Genomic DNA, 18162 nt, shown 5'->3' on the forward strand with positions numbered 1-18162 from the left:
ATGCTGGATGCTTCTGGGGTTGGCGCCGGCGATGCGGGCGATGTCTGTGACCGAATATTCCGCCCCCCTGTCGAACATGCGCAACCTCCTCCTAGAGACAGAATGCGTCCTCTTTTCTCTAGTTCAAGCCCTCGCCACTCCTGCGGCCACCCGGCTGTGATTGTCGACAACGCTTTCTCCGCCTGGCCGGCTTGGCCTCTCCCTACTTGTCGCACGCGGCTTCCCTGTTTTGCGCGGCTTCTTCCCTGTTCTGCGCCAAAAACTTCAGCCCAATCGACATAGATGAGTTCGACGCTCTCACCGGTCGCCTCCTGTATAGTGGCGGCGAGCTTGCCGCCTCAGTGCGATCATCGGCAATCGCCGACGTGACATGCAGCACCGGCAAATGGCCCAATGTGTCGACCGCCATGTGCAGCTTGGAGCCGCGCTTTTGCTTGGCGCCGTCATAGCCGCCCGCGGGCAGCCCTCCGGGGTCGTGCGCAAAGTGCGGCTGTCGATGATTGCGGCTGTTGGCAGATGCGGCGTAACCAGCGACCACTCTCCGGCGCTGACATCACGGATGGGGTTTGCGAATCGGAGAGATCCGATTCTACTAAGCCGATCAGGCGCTAAAGTACATAACACGCTCTAGCTAGACGCAATTCGGCTAGCGTCCCTGAGCAGGGCCGCTAGCTTCGCTCTGCGATGGGTATCCAGACGTTCCCGCAGATAATGGAAGACAAGGTATTCCGTAGTCAGATCCACTCTTCCCATTCCAAGGAGCGCATGGAAGAGCTTTGAACCGAGACTTCTTCTGGTCGCTAGGTCCTGAAGGAAGAATGAGACGTATCCAGAAGCCCTAATTGCCTCAATTCTTCGCTCGTTGAGCCTTTCAACTCTGAGAGCTTCTCGTTCGATGAGAGCCTGTCGAAGCGTATCTGCGACGGTGTAGCTGCGCGGAGCCAAAGGCAGGGGATGCCGCGCCTCAACTCTTCGGGCCAGCAGGCTCAATCGCTTCTTTTTGTCCACACGGCTCCTCCGCGGGAGCGTCATAGCTTTTCACTGTTAAGCTTGAATGAAGCTCGCGGAGTCGACCGAGCGCGTAACTGCAGAGAGTGCGACGTCGACCGAGCGTCGCTGAGGGGATGAAACGGACGGCACGCAGCTTCAATGCGACGGTTCCGTTCGGCTTAGACGAATGCATCGCCTATGGTTCCACGCCCACCGTGGGAGCGACCCGGGTAATACCTTATCGGTAATGAAATGATCAGAGCGGGGGAGTGGCTATGATTTTTGAGGCGTTGGCCGAACGACCACCTCAGTCGATGGCGTTTATAGACGGCTCGATCATCCGGGGGACCAGCATGCCGCAAGGGAAAAAAGGGGCCTGGGTCACGCCATCGCAGTTGTCGTGGAGGATTGAGCATCAAAATCAGGTCGTGGCCGACGCGACAGTCTGCCTATTCGCCTTGCTCTGATCTCCGGCCATGCCTCCGACAAGGAGGATCCGACCCCGCGCAGGCGTCAGGTCGCCCCGCGCCGGCAGCCGGTTTTCCAGTTCCGTTAATGGAAGAGAGGAGGGCGTGGACCTGGCGCCTGCATTGAACTAGCCGGAGGAATTCCGTAGATCCTGCGTATCGGACAGGTATTTGACTCAGTTCCGCCGGCGACGGTCTTCGAGCGGGGTTTTTGATGCATTGGGCTCTAAGGATTTTTTGCCTGCTGGCGGGCGGCGCCATCTTTCTCGGTGCGCTTGGTTTCGCGCGGATCTTGCATTCGAGCCTTCCGAAGCTGCAAGGCGAGATCGTGGCTGTCCGCCTTGCCGCGCCGGTAACGGTCGAGCGCGACGCAAGCGGCGTCCCGACGCTGACCGGCCGCACGCGGACGGACCTTGCCTGGGCTCTTGGCTATATACACGCGCAGGAGCGTTTCTTTCAGATGGACTTGCTGCGCCGCTCGGCCGCCGGCGAACTGTCCGATCTTGTCGGGCGCGCGGCGCTGGAGCGGGACAGGGCGGTCCGTGTCCATCGTTTCCGCGATCGCGCGGGCGCGGTCCTCACCGCCATGCGCCCGGATGAACGCGGGGTTCTGGAGGCTTATGCCGCGGGCGTGAACAAGGGGCTCGACGAACTCGGGGCCGCTCCCTTTGAATATTTTCTGCTCTTTTCCCGGCCTGACGGATGGAAGACCGAAGACACGATCCTGATCGTCCATGCCATGTATCTCACCCTCCAGGATCCGGACGGCGTGACCGAGCGCCGGCGGGCTGGCGCTCTGGAGGCGCTTGGCCAGCCGCTCGCAGATTTTCTGTTCCCGGAGGGCACTGCGTGGGATGCCGCGTTGGACGGCTCCAGCCTGCCGACGCCGGAGATGCCACGCAGCACTGTGAAACATGCAGGCCTTTCGGCGCCTTCAGGAGAAAGCTGGACAGAGCCGGCGGTTCCCGGCAGCAACGCTTTCGCCGTCGGCGGCTCGGCAAGCGGCCGGGGCGCGGCGATTATCGCCAATGACATGCATCTGGGGCTGCGCGAGCCAAACACCTGGTTCCGGGCGCGGCTGATACTGCAGGAATCGGAAGGCGACACGCTCGACATCGCCGGGGTGACCCTGCCGGGCGCGCCCAATATCGTCGCGGGCAGCAATGGCCGCGTCGCCTGGGGGTTCACCAACAGTTACGCCGACACAAGCGACGTCGTCGTTCTTGAACCGGCGGATGGAAAGCAGGACTGGTATCTTACGCCAGACGGCCCAAAGCAGTTGACGCGCGTGGAGGAGCGCCTCTGCGCGGCCTGCCCGGAGCGGGAAACGCTCATTGTCGAGGAAAGCATATGGGGGCCGGTGGTCGGCCGGGACGCCAAGGGCCGCAAGCTCGCCTATCGCTGGATCGCCCATGATCCCGTCGCGGTAAATCTGCGCGGCGGTCTGGCGCTGGAGCGCGCCGCCAGCGCGCGCGAGGCGCTGGACATCGCGCATCACATGGGCATTCCGCATCAGAACATGGTGGCGGGCGACGCTCAGGGCAATCTCGGCTGGACGATCACTTCCGCGCTTCCGCGCAGATTTGGCGCGGATGGACGCACGCCGACCTCCTGGGCGGACGGCCGCGCGGGCTGGAACGGTTATCTCGCGCCCGACGAGATTCCCGTCATCTACAATCCGCCGGGTGCGAGAATATGGACCGCCAATCAGCGCGTCGTCGGCGGCGAGGCGCTCGGGAAACTTGGCGTCGGGCCCTATGCGCATGGCGCGCGGGCGCGCCAGATCCGCGACGACCTGTTTGCGCGCACCGAGTTCGCCGAACCCGATCTGCTCGCGATCCAGCTCGACGATCGCGGGCTGTTGCTGCAACGCTGGCAGGGCCTGCTTCTGCAAAGCCTGCGCGAGCGCGCGCAGGCGCCGCAATATGCGCGTCTCATCCCGGCGGTCGAGAACTGGATGGGCCGCGCGGCGACGGAGTCGATCGGCTACCGTCTCGTGCGGGATTTCCGGCTGGAGTTGATCTCGACCATTTATAGCCATTATTTGCCGGCGACGCCCTTGCCCGAGACTCAGCCGCGGCGCCTGCCGACCAATCAGGCGGACGAGCCGGTCTGGCGCCTGCTGCGGGACCGGCCTCCGGGGCTCGTTCCTTCCGGTTTTGAAAACTGGGACGCCGTCATTGGCTCGGCGCTGGCGAAAGTCGCGGCCACGCTCGAAACGGAAGCCGGCGGCCGGCTGGAGGCCTTTACATGGGGCCTGTTCAATCACGCAGGCATCACGCATCCGCTGGCGCCAGCCTTGCCGGGGATCGTCGGCATGGTGATCGACCCGCCGGACGAGCCGCAGCCCGGAGATGTGTATCAGCCTCGTGTCGCGTCGCCCGGCTTCGGCGCCTCGGTGCGTTTCGTCGTGGCGCCGGGTCATGAGTCAGAGGGGATTTACCACATGCCGACCGGCCAGAGCGGCCATCCGCTCTCGCCATATTACAACCGTGGTCACGACGACTGGGCGAAAGGGCGGCCAGCGCCTTTCCTGCCCGGAGAAGCCAGGTGGCGGCTGACCTTCCTGCCGCGCTGATGGCGCAAAAACTAGAGAGCGGCTTGTTCCAGACAGCGGCATCCCGAGCATGTAAATTTGCAAAAACCGCTCCGCAGCAGTTTGTGTGCTGTTTTGACCGCGCCGGCGTGATCGGTACGGAGCAGATCGGCTTTGAGGCGGGAGCGCAGAAAGTCGGCCCAACGAAACTCGGCGAAGGGCGTGCGGTCCTTGGGGCACGCGCAGTTGCGACGCAACTGAGCCACAAAACTACGATAGGGATCGTCCGCCAGATCTCGTAGGGTTCGAGGCAGCACTCGAAGACCTCGTCGCGTCGGTTCCCTCAGATACACGAAGCCCCGCTGTTGCAACACCTGAAAAAATTCCGACTCGGTTGTTTTTGACAGATTCTCGACTTGGCGAACCGACACGGCGTCGACTCCCTCCCGCAGAAGAGCGAGGCCCATGTGGTGGCCGTCGATCATGAAATACTGCTCGCCTGGGCCAGTGACCGCGGGGAACGGATGGCTCTCCAGAAAGTGCGCTTTTCCATCAGGCGTCAGGGCTCGCCATTTCGAACGCTTGACCTCCACCTCGTCATACCCGACCGCCATTTGGGTTGGCCGCAGCACTGCAAGCTTTACGGATATCAAGAGACAACCCATCGTTTACGCAACCTCATATGCGAATTCATCTTTCTCTAAATGATTAGCAAAAAACCTCTGTCATGTTCCGCCGAAGCGCTGCGACAAAACGCCAGCCCTGTGCGGTCACATGCTGTAACTCGGCGATGCCTCGTTGAACGCATCGCCCATGCGACTCCCCCTGCGATCGGCAATCACAGGGGGAGATTTGTGACGCCACCCGCCACCAATCGAGACCAACAGGCTTCCCTGTGCCGTGAACGGGCGAAGATCACATCGCTCCCTCGTGAGGCCTTCGCGGGGACAGCCTCGAATGACGAGGCCGTCCGTCACCCGCAGCGCGGCGCTGCCCCTTTCAACGCGCGATGTTGGGGGCGACGTAGAGCGCCAGCAACTGACCCGACTCGACCAGCTCCAAATCAGCAGACGCCTTATGGTTCTGGCTATCGAAGAGGAACCAGCCAGGGCCGAGGATATCCGCGGCGTCGACGACGCCCGACGACTCCTCGTCGATGGTCTGGAAGGCGGCGCCGGACGGGCTGAAGAACTTTGGATTATGAACCGCGACCTGCACCAGCTTGCCGCTGTCGATGCCATAGGCGTAGACCCGGCCGAGACGCTCATTGGCCCCGACGTCCTCAAGAAGGATGATTCGGCCAAGACGGTCGATCGTGATGTTGTCGAACATCTGGTAGCCAGGGTCGTTATTCGGCGTCGTCGTCGCGCCGGGGTAGTAGGCGTTGCTCAGCAACATCGTGATCTCGCCGCCGAGCTCCGGCTTGGAGATATTGTCGAAGCGCAGGCGCCACAGGCGGGACGGACGCCATTTGGCGGGATCGGCGTCGAGCCGGCCTGTCGTGACGAAGTAATAATCGCGCTGCTTGCCCGGGCGCGGATCCCAGGCGCCATCCTCGATCCGGATGAACTGCGTGATTCCATTATCAATCAGCATGTCCTGAATATCGACGCCGCTCTTGGCGGAGACGTCTCCAAGGCTGACGGGCTCGAAACGCGCGGTGGTGATCGCCGGCGCCGCCGTGCCGAACACATAGTCCTTGTGTTCCGCCGCGACCGGCGTTCCGTTCGGCAGCCTTACCCGAACGCCGAACAGATTTCCGCCGACGAGGCCGGCGCGCTGGATGTCATTGCCGGCGGCTTGCTTCATGCCGACATACATCATGAGTTCGGTCGGCGGTTCGTCGCAGGGCGTCTGGCCGAGCGTGCGGCAGACCGAGGCTTTGGTCAGGCCCGTGGCGCGGTTGGCGTCGTCCGAGACCATGACGATGGTTTTGAGCTGCGGGAAGGGGCTCGCCAGCGCGTTTTCAACCGCCGCGCGGCCGAGATGCGGAAGCTGGAACGACTTGTTGGCGTCCGGGCCGGTGAGCACATGCGCGAACACGCGGCCGTGGTCGGCCGCGGACGACGGCGTCGTCTCCTCGCCGTTGAGGAAAATGCGATTTGTCGTGCCGAAGATCCCGAACGAATAGGCGCCAGGCGCGGCGAGATCCGCCGAGCAGAAGCGGTCGAAGGAGGTCGTGCCGGCGACCCATTGACCGTTCGACGCGAGGAAAAGGCTGGCCTGATTGGCGATATGATCGCGGCCCGCGGTGACCTTCAGACTCCGGTCGAGCGTCCAGCGCGAGACGAAGGCGCCGGTCGAGCCGTGGGAGCGCGCGATTCCCTTGTCGCGGCCGAGTTCGTGGTTCAGGGCGAGGTCGAAGGCGCCGATGCTCCGGTTCATCACCCCTATGCCGTCCGGGATGCCGACCATCCTGTAGTTGCCGACCGTATCGCCCGCCGTCAGGATCGACTTCGTGACGACGCCCGGATTTATGGACGGCAGCACGAATGGCTCCGTGCTCGTGCTCGGCCCGATGACCTGAGCGATGGCTGTGGACGAAAGCGTCGCGCCGATGGCGACGGCGAGAGTTCGAAGAAGGAGCGAGCTCACGATTAGCCTCAACGATTTTCCGAAAGCGCGGACACGCCGCGAACGTCGAGGCTAGTGGCTGCTGCAGGTGTCTGGATCGTTTCAGCTCTATATCGTTTTTATGAAGAGACGGCGCGCAGGCAGACATCCCCAAAAGGAATCAGATGCTTCAGCGCAGAAACAAAAATTTCAAACAGAAAAGGATTTGATACAAGCTCTTTGCCTGACCGCGAATGCAGGCGGGCGCGGCCTTTTGATGAGGACCGCGCCAACGCCTCATGAGCTGGCGCCAGGCAAGGTCGTCGCGCCCGGCCCGAGCGAGCGCTGCATGATCACAGAATCTGTCCAGCGGCCGTATTTGAATCCAACCGACGACAGGTACCCCGCCTGGACGAATCCGCAGGCTTTGTGGAGCTTCAACGACGCTTCATTCGAGGCGTCGATATAGCCGATCAACTGTCGGTAGCCGGCTCCGGCGCAGGCGTCGATCAGAGCCGGCAGCAGCAGGCGTCCGACGCCCCTGTGCAGGTGGTTGGGATCGACGTAGATCGAGTGCTTGACGACATAGCGGTAGGCTGGCCGCTTGCGAAAGGGCACGGCGTAGGCGTAGCCGATGATTATTCCATCCAGTTCAGCAACGAGATGGGGAAGGCGATGGCTGCCCATATTCTTGCGTCGGCGTTTGAGGTCTTCAGTCTGCGGCGCCTGATAGAGAGGCGCCTCCCTGGCGTCGATCCCCTTGCGCACATGATGCAGATAGATCCCCAGCATGGCGTCGACATCCTCGTCGCGGGAAGGGCGCACGAGGACAGACGGCTCTTTTGCCTCTGCGGCGTTTGCTTCGGCCTGCACGCTCATTCGCTTACGACATAGGTGTATAGCCGCATGCGACCCTGTTCATCTTGCTTTTTGTAAAGTCCCTGTATCTCATAATCGAAGCCGGGAAAAAGCGTTCCGCCGCGCTCGAACATCTTGAGATATTCCAGCATCGGCCGCGCTCTTTCGGAAAGCCGTTCTCCCGGAATGATGGTCGCAATGCCCGGCGGATAGATGACGAAGAGCGTCGTCGCAATGCGCCCCGCGATCTCGTCGAGCGGCAGGTAATCAACCTTGTTGCGCACGAGATGCAAATAGGCCTCCCGCGGCGTCATCACCATTTCAGGAAGGTGCTTCGCGGTGAACTGGGCGCGCTGCAAGGCGCTGACGTTCAATTCCTTGAAGAAGGAATGCATCTCGCTGCAGAGGTCACGAAGGCGAACCCCCTTGTAGCGTTGCGGACGGCGCGCCACGAACTCGGGGATGACGTCCTGGAGCATGGCGTTGTCGTCGTGCAGCCGCTTGAAAGCGACAAGCGCGGAGACAAGCGTGCCGGCCTTGCTTGCCTCGACACCCGGAGTAAGCAGGAAGAGCAACGAGTTGAGATCGTTCTTTTCCGGCACGATCCGGTTTTCACGCAGATATTGCGCGACAATTGGCGCTGGTATGCCGTGATCGGCATAGGCTCCTGTCTTGCGGTCGAAACCAGGCGTGAGCAGCGTCAACTTGCATGGGTCGGTGATGGCGAAGCCCGGCGCCATGTCCTCGAAGCCATGCCACGCAGCGCCCGGCGCGAGCTCCCAAAAGCGCGCGTCGCGCGAGAGCTGGTCCGTCGAGACGCTTTCCCACGCGACGCGATGCGCTCCGGACTCGCTCGCAGCGTCCTGAATGTCGACCTTATCGGGCACGAAGGGATCGAAGAACCAACGTCGCGCCGGATCCTTCTCCTTGTCTTCGAACTCTCGCCGCACTGCGCGCAACTTCTTTCGTAGCTCCACGCCGAGACGCACCGTATCATCCCAGAGCACTTCCCCCGAGCGGCCCTTCATCATCTGCGCGCCGACGTCGAGCGAGGCGAAGAGCGGGTAGAAGGGCGAGGTCGACGCGTGTTGCATGAATCCTTCGTTGAAGCGCCTGTGCTCCACCCGGCGCATCTGCCCTTTGATATGACGGTCGCGGACGTGAATCTGCGACGCCTGCGAAAAGCTCGCAAGTTGCTTGTGGGTTGACTGAGTGGCGACGATGCCGGGCGATGTTTCGGTGAGATCCTTCAGCCCCATCGCGAAGCGACGCTCGTAGAGGGGATGGAATTTCATGAACCCGGCCCAGGCCTCGTCAAACAGGATGTAGTCGCAAAGGTGGCCGATCTTCTTCACGATCCATTCGGCGTCGTGGATCGTCCCGTCATAAGTGCATTGCTCGATCACCGCGGCGCGGAAGGGGCGCTCCCTGCGCCAGGCTTCCCTGTCCTTGATGAGAGGATTGGCGCGAATACGCTCGCGCAGCGCCGTCTCATCGAAAGCCCTGTGATCGATAGGGCCAATAAGGCCATAGGCGTTGCGCGTCGTGGGCAGAAAAATCGGAATTCCGCCGCCGAGCAACAGCGCGCCGTGATGCGCCGCCTTGTGGTTATTGCGATCGAACAGCACAAGATCGCCTTCCGCGATCAGATTGCCGCACACAATCTTGTTGGATGACGACGTGCCGTTGAGCACGAAATAGGTTTTCTCGGCCCCGAAAATTTCAGCCGCCGCCTTTTGCGCCTGCAGCGCCGGCCCTTCGTGGGTGAGAAGGTCGCCCAGTTCAACGACCGAATTGTCGAGATCGTCGCGGAACACCGCTTCGCCAAGATGCTCCATGAAGATGCGGCCGACCGGACTGCGGCTGTAGAAGATGCCGCCGTTGTGACCGGGGCAGGTCCAAAGCTGGTTGCCCTCCTCGGCATAATCGACCAGCGCGCCGAAAAACGGCGTCTTCAGCGTCTCGGCGTATTGCTTGAGGCGCGAGACCAGATTCTTGGCGATGAACTCCGGGGTTTCCTCGGCGAGAAACACATAGCCGTCGATGAAATCCAGCACCTCTACCGGAATGTCCTCGAAGCGCTTGCGCCGGATCAGCAAAACGATCGGCATGTCAAGGCCGCGTTTGCGCATCATGTCGATTAGCGACGCCGTCTTTCCTTCTATGCCTTTCTTTCCCCAGTCGACCACGAGGCAGCCAATGGCGGCGTCTGTCTGAACGACGATCTCGGCGTCCTCCAGGCGTCTGGCGCGAACCACCTGAAAGCCCATCCGCTCGATGGCCGCGATGATCTGGCTGACGCGAAGGCCCTCGAGGTCGTCGGCGTCGAAATTCGGCGCCGAGAACAGGAAGGTGAAACGCTGGAAGAAATCCATCGGGCGCCGCTCTCGATCTGCGCCTCTTTAAAGGCGCGGGTGGACGATAGATGGCCACTGAGCGCGCTTCCATGACGGAACGGTGACAGGCGCCTGCGTGTCAATCGGACCGCAGATCGGCCGGCCTGATCGGAAGCCGGCGCAAGCGCTTGCCCGTCGCGGCGAAAATCGCATTGACGACCGCCGGCGCGATCGCCGACGTTCCCGGCTCCCCGACGCCGCCGGGCTCGGCGTCGCTTTCGATGATGTGAACCTCGATCGAGGGCGTCTCGTCGATGCGCAGCATCCGGTAGCTGTCGAAATTCCCCTGAGCGACGCGTCCCCGCTCAAGGGTGATTTCGCCATGGAGCGCAGCGGTGAGGCCGAAAATGACGCCGCCCTCGATCTGGGCCCTGATCGTGTCGGGATTGACCGTCTGCCCGCAATCCACGGCGCAGACGACGCGCCGGACGCGCGGCTGGCCATCTCTGGCGACGGCGACCTCGGCGACCTGGGCGATATAGGTCTCGAAGCCGAACATCGCCGAAACCCCGCGTCCGACGCCGGGCGGCAGGGGCTGGCCCCACCCCGCCTTTGCGGCGGCGAGATCGAGCGCGGCCCGCATACGCGGATTTCCGTCCAGCAGCTTGCGCCGATAGGCGACAGGATCAGCCCCGGCCGCGACCGCCAGTTCGTCGATGAACGCTTCGACCACGAAGCCATTGTGGGTCAGCCCGACGCCGCGCCACCACCCGGTCGTCAAGCCGCTCGGCGGCTCCTGGCGAACATAGTCCACGAGAACATTCGGGACCGCGTAGGGGCCAGCGGCGCCTTCGACAGCGTCGGAGTCGAGGCCGTTGACGACATCCTCCGGCGACCAGCGGGCTTCGACCGACGAGCCCACGACCCGGTGGCGCAAGGCGATCGGCGCTCCGCTTTCATCGAGGCCGGCGGCAAGGCGGTCGTAGTAAAAGGGGCGATAGACATCGTGCTGGATGTCCTCTTCGCGGCTCCAGACGACCTTCACGGGAAAATCGACCTGTCGGGCGATCAGGACCGCCTGGGTGACATAGTCGACGTCGAGCCGGCGGCCAAATCCGCCGCCGAGCAGGAAATTGTGGATTCGAACCTTCTCCACCGGCAGGCCGGCCGCCGCCGCCGCGGCGGCGCGGGCGCGCGTGATGACCTGCGTGCCGACCCAGACCTCGCATCCGTCCTGACGGACATGCGCCGTGCAGTTGATTGGCTCCATCGTGGCGTGCGCGAGAAAGGGCGACTGATAAGTCGCTTCGACGGTTTTCGCCGCGACCGCCATCGCTTTGGCGACGTCGCCGTCTTTCCTCGAGACGACGGCGGGGCCGCGCGCAGCCTCTTCGAGTTGCTTGACGATGTCGGCGGTGGAAACATGGGCGTTTTCGCCTTCATCCCAGACGATGTCGAGCGCCGCCAGACCCTTCTCGGCCGCCCACATATGATCCGCGATGACGGCGACGGCGTTTTCGAGGCGCACAATCCGGCGCACGCCTGTCACAAGCCTCGCCTTGCTGTCGTCGACGCGCGCCAGTTTCCCCCCGATGACCGGACAGGCCGCCACGGCGGCGATTTTCATGCCCGGAACCCGGACGTCGATTCCATATTGCGCCGCGCCTGTCACCTTGTCGGGCGCGTCGAGGCGCTTGGCGGCTGTGCCGATCAGCTTGAAGTCTTTCGGGTCTTTCAGCACAACCGGGTCGGGGATCGGGAGCGTCGCTGCGCGGTCGACCAGCGCCCCGTAGGCAATTTTGCGCCCGGTCGGCGTATGGATGACCTCGCCGTCTTCCGCGCGGCAGGAGTTGGCATCGGCCTGCCAGCTCGCCGCCGCCGCCATGATCAGCATGCCGCGCGCAGCAGCGCCCGCCTTGCGCAGCGGCTCCCAGAACGCGCGCACCGAGGTCGAGCCTCCGGTTCCCTGAAAGCCGAGAAGCCGGTTGCCGAACAGCTTATCATCGGGGGGCGCGTGTTCGAGGCGCACCCGCGCCAGTGGCGCCTCCAGCTCCTCGGCGACGAGCATTGGCAGCGACGTATAGGTTCCCTGGCCCATCTCCACTTGGGGCATGACGAGCGTGACCTGCCCGCTGCGATCGATGCGGATGAAGGCGTCAGGCGCAAAGGAGCCCCCCTCCGCCGCCTGCGCTTCGCCAGCCGTCCCTGGCAGGACCACGCTCACCAGCAGACCTCCGCCGGCCGCTGCGCTCGCTTGCAGGAATGAGCGGCGGGAGAGGGCAGGTCGATCGAACGGCATGTGCGCCTCTCTCATTTTTCGGCGCCGTGGGCCGCGGCCCGCCGGATGGCTTCCCGGATGCGGACATAGGCGCCGCAGCGGCAGATATTGCCGGACATGGCGTCGTCGATCTCACGGTCGGTCGGATGGGGATTGCTCGCGAGCAGCGCCGAAGCTGACATGATCTGGCCCGGTTGGCAGTAGCCGCACTGGACGACTTCGAGATCGAGCCAGGCCTTCTGGACTCGCTTGCCGGCGGGCGTGTCTCCGATCGCCTCGATCGTCGTGATCGGGGCGTCCCCGACCTCTTCGATCGCCGTTGCGCAGGAGCGGATCGGACTGTCTCCCCGAAGCACGGTGCAGGCCCCGCACAGCGCCTTCCCGCAGCCGAACTTCGTGCCGGTCAGGCCAAGAACGTCGCGCAGCGCCCACAGCAGCGGCGTGTCGCCGTCCACGTCGACGACATGCTCCGCGCCATTGACGGTGATCTTGTAGGGCACGGCGTCCTCCCCCTGTCATGGATGATCTTACTTCGCGCCGCCCGAAACGGTCGTCCTCGGGCGGAGTCGTTCTATCAACTGTTCGCTCACTCGGCGAGCGGACAGGGCCGCGCCGTCAGAGTGCGAGCTTTCGGTGAAGTCGCCGGCAAAATAGATATTGCCGAAGGGACGCCGAAGCAGGTCGGAGAGCGCGTCGAAGCGGGAGCGCCCGACGGGCCACGCGGCGATGGCGCGCGGATGGTAGCGGTAAAAGGTCCAGGTGTGGATGAGCGGCCGGATGCCCGGAAACAGCGCGTCGAGGGCATTCTCCAGCGTGGCCTGAACGTCGTCGAGGGAGCCCGTGCGCGCGTTGAAGCCCTCGGCCGCCGGGCCGTGGACGAGCAGATTGAGCAACGCCTCCTTGCGTTCGCCGGTCTGCCCGTCGGCCGAGACGCCTGAATACAGAACGCCGAGCGAGCCGCCGGCGAGAAGAGGCAGAATACTGCGCCCGTCAACCGTCCAGAACCTTTCCGCCGCCGGGTCCAGCGTGACATGCGCCGTGAAATAGGAGCCCCAGCCCTGCGTCTGGATCGCCTGATAGTGTTCATTCGAGAGACGCGGCGTGAACTGAAGCTCGAACAGCCGATAAAGCGGGATGGCGACAACGGCGGCTTTCGCCTTCAGCCGCAGGATGTGGGACGTGGCGGTGTCGATGGCGCGCACCTCGACGCCCGAGGGCGTCTGGATCACATGCGTGACCTGCTTGTTCAGCCGCAAATGAGCCTCGCCCAGATGCGCGGCGAGCGCTTCGACCAGACGCTGATTCCCGCCGACGACGTGGTGCGGGCGCGCGCCGGGCGCGGTGAAGACATGCCATTCCGCAATGCCGTCCAGGGCGCTGACGCTCTCGAGGGTCGTGCCGATTTCGGGTTCGAGAGTGGCCCGTATGAATGCGCCGACGCGCGGCGGAAGCTTCTGCTCGTCGAGCCATCTGCCAAAAGAGACGTCCTTCAGCGCCAGCATTGAGGACGGAATCGGGCGCTCGTCCAGGATCTTCAGACGCGCGTTGATGTCGTGGTCCCAGGCCTGATAGGCTTGGTTCTCCTTCGCCTCCAGAACAGCTTCGAGAAAAGCCGCGTTGGACTTCTGCACAAAGGCTTCGACACGACCCTGGAGCACCATGCTGGAGAACGTGGTGTCCTCATGATCCAGCGGAACGTTCAGCGCCCGCGCCACTTCGAGAGCCGGGTTGCCCTCCCAGAACTCAGCGAGGCCGCTTTCGGCCCTGAGCCCGCCGGGATAGGCGGCCGTGCGGATGCGGCCCCCCAGCCTGGGGGCCAGCTCCAGCAGCGTGAAGGAGACGCCGGCCTGTCTGAGATGGAACGCGGTGCAGAGCCCGGAAAGCCCGCCGCCAACGATGACGACATCGACGTCCCGCTCTGGCTCCTCCTGCGCCGTCGCAGGCGTCACGCAGAGCAACATCGACGCCACCAAAAGCGCGGCCGCAACAATGAGGGCAAGCGGGGAGGCGGGTCGGCGGACGTGTGGCGTCATGCGTGAAGTCGTGACATGACCGGGCGGCCGCGTCCAGAGACGGGAGGCGGCCGATCCTGACCGGATTGGAAAAAAGCAGGCGCATTGAACTGGGAGACATGCGTGTGGCTGACGTATACTCGGGTCTCCTGCGCGCAACGGAGAATGCGACTCTGACGCCATCTTCGAGCTATGAAAAACATCTCGGAATGCAGCGCTCCATGAGCCGGCGCGACTTCCTCAATGGGGTCGCGATTGGCGCGGGCATGGCGCTGGCGGAGTTTCCCGATCCGGCGGGCGGCGAGCCGGCGGGAGGGTTCCAGGGGCAGACCGACCAGAGCTTCGCGATTATGCACGCGCTCCGGGACGGCCGCTTTTGGGAGAATGCGGGGACGGCGGAAGCCGCCGACGCGCCTTACGACCTGATCGTCGTCGGGGCTGGAATAAGCGGGCTTGCGGCGGCGTTTCTCTACCGCCAGCAGGCGGGGGCGGGCGCGCGCATCCTCGTTTTGGAAAACTCTCCCAGTTTCGGAGGCCATGCCGTCCGCAACGAGTTCACGGCGTCAAACGGTCGTCGCATCCTTGGCTATGGCGGCTCCAAATCGCTCCAGACGCCGAGTTTCTTTTCTGCCGCCGTCTCGACCTTCATGACCGACGTCGGGATCGACGTCGGCAAATTCGATCAATGGTTCGACCGTCGCTGGGCGGCGGACCGCGGCCTCGGGCCAGCGGTCTTTCTCGGCCGCGAGACATTTGGCGCGGACGGCCTGTTTCGGACAGACGGCGCGCCGGCCGAATGGATCGCGCGCACCCCCCTCGACGAAAGAGCGAAAGGCGACCTCGTCAAGATCTTGAGCGCGCCCGCTGATCCCTTCAAGGGCAAGAGCCGCGCCGAGAAACTGGCGCTGCTTTCGCAAACGACCTACGAAGCGTTCCTGTTGCAAATTCTGAGTCTGCATCCCCAGGTCGCCGCCTATCTTGCGGACTCCACGAAATCCTATTTCGGCGTCGGGACGGAAGCCGTCACCTGTCTCGACGCTCGCGCCATGGGCGCGCCGGGCTTCGACGCGATGGATCTGGGCGACGCCGTTCACCCGACGCTCAGTCCAAGCGGGAGACTGATGCAGAGGAACCCCGATCCCTACATCCACCACTTTCCCGATGGCAACGCCTCCCTGGCCAGAGCGATCCTGCGTCGCCTTCTTCCAGAGGCGCTGCCGGGCGAGTCGATCGAGGATCTTTTACTGGCGCGAGTGGACGACAGCCATCTGGATCGCGACGGCAGCCGGACCCGCATTCGCCTCGGCGCGCCCTGCGTTCGCGTTCGAAACGTCCCGAACGGCGTGGAGGTCTGCTACGTCAAAAACGGCAAATTGCGCCAGGCGTCGGCGGGGCATGTCATTCTCGCCTGCTGGCATCGGGTTATCCCGCTGCTGACAGATGAACTCGCAGCGGAGCAGAGGCAGGCTCTCGACGATCAGCAGAAGGTTCCGCTGATCTACACCAACGTCCTGCTGCGTTCATGGGAGGCTTTCGCCAGGCTCGGCGTCGCCGGCTTCAGGGCGCCGGGCGCCTGGTGGGAGGGATGCTGGATCGACGAACCCGTCAGCATCGGGAGCTATCGCTTTGCCGATAAGCCGGGCGACCCGGTTCTGCTGCACCTTGGGAAAGTCGTCCTCGACGGCAAGGGCGACTCCGCGAGGGAGCAGGCGCGCCTCGGACGCCATATGCTGGCGGGTCTCGCGTTTTCCGAAGTCGAGTTTCATCTGCGCGATCTCCTCGCGCGCGCGCTCGGGAACGGCGGCTTCGATCCGGCGCGCGACATTGAAGCGATCGCGGTCAACCGCTGGTCACATGGCTACAGCTACGAATACATGCGTCCGTGGGACGCGTATTGGCCGGACGGAAAACTGCCGATCATGACTGCGCGCCGGGGATGGGGACGCATCGCCATCGCCAATTCGGATTCCGGCGCCTACGCCTACGCGCATTCCGCGATCGATCAGGCGGCGCGGGCCGTCCGGGACTTGCTGGGCGCCCCCGAGGGCGCGCCGGCCTACGCCAGCTTTCCCGGCCCGCCGGAGGAGAAAATCGGGTTGAAATAAATGCCCCATGAACAAGCTTCAGTTCGCGGAGGCCAGCAGCCCGAGACGGGTCAGTTCGTGGTCGCGAATATTGCGGGTGATGGGATAATAGCCGCCCCTCTTCGCCTGCGCCTGTCCGTCACGCGAGAGAATATATTTCACGAATTCTCCCGGCAGCGTGTCCAGCGGCGACTTCGGGTTTTTCAGCAGATAGACATAAAGGCCGCGCGCCAGCGGATACTTGCGGGTGTAAGCGCTCTCGAACGACGTGTCGAAGCATTTCTTGCCTTCGCTGGCCGCGATGGGAACGGCGCGCACGCCCTCCGTCCGGTAGCCGATCCCCGAATAGCCAATGGCGGAAACATCGTCGGCCACAGACCGTACAAGAGCCTCCGAGCCCGGCTGCATATGCGTTTCGGGCTTGAAGTCGCCGCCGCCGAGCGCATTCTGCCGGAAATATTTATGGGTGCCCGAGAGGACGTTGCGGCTGTAGAGCGTAATCGGCCGCTTCGCCCATTCGCCGGTCACGCCCAGTTCGCTCCAGCTATGAATGCTCTTGCCGTCGCCGCTTTTCGGGTCGGCGACGAAAATGCGCTCGATCTGCTCCATGGTAAGGCAGGCGATGGGATTGTCATTCTGGACGTAGATCGTGAGGGCGTCGACGGCGACGAGAACCCCCGTCGGTTTGTAGCGTATCTGGTCTCGAAGCTCGCCATCTCGTCGGGGGTCATCTGGCGCGACATGGGCGCAAGCTGCGACTCTCCCGCAAGCAGGGCCGGCGGCGCCATATTGGAGCCTTTCCCTTCGATCTCCACGTCAACGCCCGGATACATGGCTTTGAAGCCGTCCGCCCAAAGCTCCATTTCGTGCAGCAGCGTGTCAGACCCGACCGATTTCAACTTGCCAGACAGAGCCCCGAGGGGCTTGTAGGCTGAAAGCTCCAAGTCGAAGGAAAAGGCGCTGTTGAGCGTGATCGCGCAAAAGGCGAGGACGGTCGCGAGGATCCGTTTCATGTTGGTTCCGCCATGAACAGACGCGTTGCAAACATCCAGAAACAATGTGTCGCCGGCGTGACTTGAATCCTGGCGGGTCAGGCAAGCGCCCTTAGTTGAGCGTCAATCTCTTCCAGTCGGCGCAGGCTGATCCCCAGCGATCCGCGCAGCACGTCCTGACGCAGCGACTCCGCCAGCAAAGCACCGTCTACGAGTCCTGCATTTGGATCTCGTCGAAGATCGTTGCGTCGCTGTCTGCCCGATCCGCGATTTGCTCTCTCAGCCTGCCATAGGCGAGGCGCGTTCTTTCTCCTAAAATGCCTCTCCTGGACGCCGTCGACGCCAAGGATAGCAATGTAAGGCTCACAAAGCCGATCGTCGTCGCGCCGCTCATGTCATCCCGCCATCGTCTCGGAGAAGGCGAACGAAGAGGCGGTCAGACGCCGCCTCGACCGCGGCTCAGGATTCTCGCAAGAGACGATCATACAATGCGCTGACCAATCCCACCGATACCCCGAGAATAATTCCAACGAGTTCGGATGATGCGTCGTAAGTCAGTCTGTTGAGCGCTCTCATCATTGGCTGTTCTCCGAACAGATCCTCGAGACATCCCATGGTCTCCACGATTCACATGACGAAAAAATGCAATTTGGCGTTCGACGTTTCGTCATGCCAGTGGACTAGCCTTGGCGAGATCCTGGATCTTGCGCTTCTTGTGCGCGCGCGGACTCCTCGGATTGGGCCGCAGGTCGTCAACCCGCCGCATGACAACTTCACAATCGGAAGCAATGCCCACGGGGGCGCCGGGGTGACTTTCGGGATTGCGGGCGGCTTCGTTGTCGGGCTGCGGGGTCATATCGGGACCAAAGAATGCATCGATGCTCTTAGGAGAGCTAATGCATGTGATGCACATATCAATTTATCAAATGACTCTTTTTCATGGCATTTTTACTCTCTAAATCCCTTAAACGCGGCGGTAAGGTCGATGACGATCGCCACAGGTTTCGCCTTCATGTGACGAAAAATCTCTTCGAAACCGGCTTCGCCGCCCGCCTC

Annotated in this window: 11 protein-coding genes and 1 pseudogene; 3 read left to right on the top strand and 9 right to left on the bottom strand. The window is 63.1% G+C overall.

What is annotated here, in order from left to right; all coding sequences use genetic code 11:
* Positions 1-387 precede the first annotated feature (387 nt).
* Positions 388-516: pseudogene (locus ACR652_RS03700) on the bottom strand (transposase); the annotation flags it as partial.
* Positions 517-1265: 749 nt separating this feature from the next.
* Between ACR652_RS03700 and ACR652_RS03705 the strand changes: the two are divergent.
* Both ACR652_RS03705 and ACR652_RS03710 read left to right on the top strand, forming a co-directional pair.
* Positions 1266-1457, top strand: a complete 192-nt coding sequence (locus tag ACR652_RS03705; RefSeq protein ID WP_434505173.1) for a hypothetical protein — start codon at positions 1266-1268, stop codon at positions 1455-1457.
* A 214-nt stretch (positions 1458-1671) separates the two neighbouring features.
* A complete protein-coding gene (locus tag ACR652_RS03710) occupies positions 1672-4035 on the top strand; it encodes a penicillin acylase family protein (RefSeq protein ID WP_434505174.1) in 2364 nt (787 codons plus the stop codon).
* A gap of 11 nt (positions 4036-4046) precedes the next feature.
* Here ACR652_RS03710 and ACR652_RS03715 read toward each other — a convergent pair whose 3' ends face one another.
* The 7 genes from ACR652_RS03715 to ACR652_RS03745 form a co-directional block, all read right to left on the bottom strand.
* Entirely contained in the window at positions 4047-4658 is a 612-nt protein-coding gene (locus tag ACR652_RS03715) for a ParB-like protein (protein WP_434505175.1), read from the bottom strand.
* 334 nt (positions 4659-4992) lie between these two features.
* Complete coding sequence (locus ACR652_RS03720; RefSeq protein WP_434505176.1) at positions 4993-6588, bottom strand: phytase; 1596 nt, start codon at positions 6586-6588, stop codon at positions 4993-4995.
* A 255-nt stretch (positions 6589-6843) separates the two neighbouring features.
* A complete protein-coding gene (locus tag ACR652_RS03725) occupies positions 6844-7425 on the bottom strand; it encodes a GNAT family N-acetyltransferase (RefSeq protein ID WP_434505177.1) in 582 nt (193 codons plus the stop codon).
* Positions 7422-9779 carry an Orn/Lys/Arg decarboxylase N-terminal domain-containing protein gene (locus ACR652_RS03730; protein ID WP_434505178.1) on the bottom strand — a complete coding sequence of 786 codons (2358 nt, stop codon included), beginning with the start codon at positions 9777-9779 and terminating at the stop codon, positions 7422-7424. Before ACR652_RS03730 ends, ACR652_RS03725 begins: the two co-directional genes overlap by 4 nt.
* Positions 9780-9879: 100 nt before the next feature.
* Entirely contained in the window at positions 9880-12039 is a 2160-nt protein-coding gene (locus ACR652_RS03735; protein ID WP_434505179.1) for a molybdopterin cofactor-binding domain-containing protein, read from the bottom strand.
* A gap of 11 nt (positions 12040-12050) precedes the next feature.
* Positions 12051-12518, bottom strand: a complete 468-nt coding sequence (locus tag ACR652_RS03740) for a (2Fe-2S)-binding protein (protein ID WP_434505180.1) — start codon at positions 12516-12518, stop codon at positions 12051-12053.
* A gap of 27 nt (positions 12519-12545) precedes the next feature.
* Positions 12546-14051 carry a flavin monoamine oxidase family protein gene (locus tag ACR652_RS03745; RefSeq protein WP_434505181.1) on the bottom strand — a complete coding sequence of 502 codons (1506 nt, stop codon included), beginning with the start codon at positions 14049-14051 and terminating at the stop codon, positions 12546-12548.
* 104 nt (positions 14052-14155) lie between these two features.
* On the opposite strand from ACR652_RS03745, the gene ACR652_RS03750 reads away from it, so the two are divergent.
* Positions 14156-16135: an NAD(P)-binding protein gene (locus ACR652_RS03750; protein ID WP_434505182.1), complete on the top strand. Its 1980-nt coding sequence runs from the start codon at positions 14156-14158 to the stop codon at positions 16133-16135.
* Between the two features lie 18 nt (positions 16136-16153).
* On the opposite strand, the gene ACR652_RS03755 is transcribed toward ACR652_RS03750, so the two are convergent.
* Entirely contained in the window at positions 16154-16810 is a 657-nt protein-coding gene (locus ACR652_RS03755; RefSeq protein ID WP_434505183.1) for a PstS family phosphate ABC transporter substrate-binding protein, read from the bottom strand.
* Positions 16811-18162 lie beyond the last annotated feature (1352 nt).

Source organism: Methylocystis sp. (assembly GCF_051061225.1).
Lineage (GTDB): Bacteria > Pseudomonadota > Alphaproteobacteria > Rhizobiales > Beijerinckiaceae > Methylocystis.

What these genes read in the sequence shown, in the direction of transcription:
- ACR652_RS03705 (WP_434505173.1), top strand. Translation starts at nt 1,266, where the DNA reads ATGATTTTTGAGGCGTTGGCCGAACGACCACCTCAGTCGATGGCGTTT.
- ACR652_RS03710 (WP_434505174.1), top strand. Translation starts at nt 1,672, where the DNA reads ATGCATTGGGCTCTAAGGATTTTTTGCCTGCTGGCGGGCGGCGCCATC.
- ACR652_RS03715 (WP_434505175.1), bottom strand. Translation starts at nt 4,658, where the DNA reads ATGGGTTGTCTCTTGATATCCGTAAAGCTTGCAGTGCTGCGGCCAACC.
- ACR652_RS03725 (WP_434505177.1), bottom strand. Translation starts at nt 7,425, where the DNA reads ATGAGCGTGCAGGCCGAAGCAAACGCCGCAGAGGCAAAAGAGCCGTCT.
- ACR652_RS03730 (WP_434505178.1), bottom strand. Translation starts at nt 9,779, where the DNA reads ATGGATTTCTTCCAGCGTTTCACCTTCCTGTTCTCGGCGCCGAATTTC.
- ACR652_RS03735 (WP_434505179.1), bottom strand. Translation starts at nt 12,039, where the DNA reads ATGCCGTTCGATCGACCTGCCCTCTCCCGCCGCTCATTCCTGCAAGCG.
- ACR652_RS03745 (WP_434505181.1), bottom strand. Translation starts at nt 14,051, where the DNA reads ATGACGCCACACGTCCGCCGACCCGCCTCCCCGCTTGCCCTCATTGTT.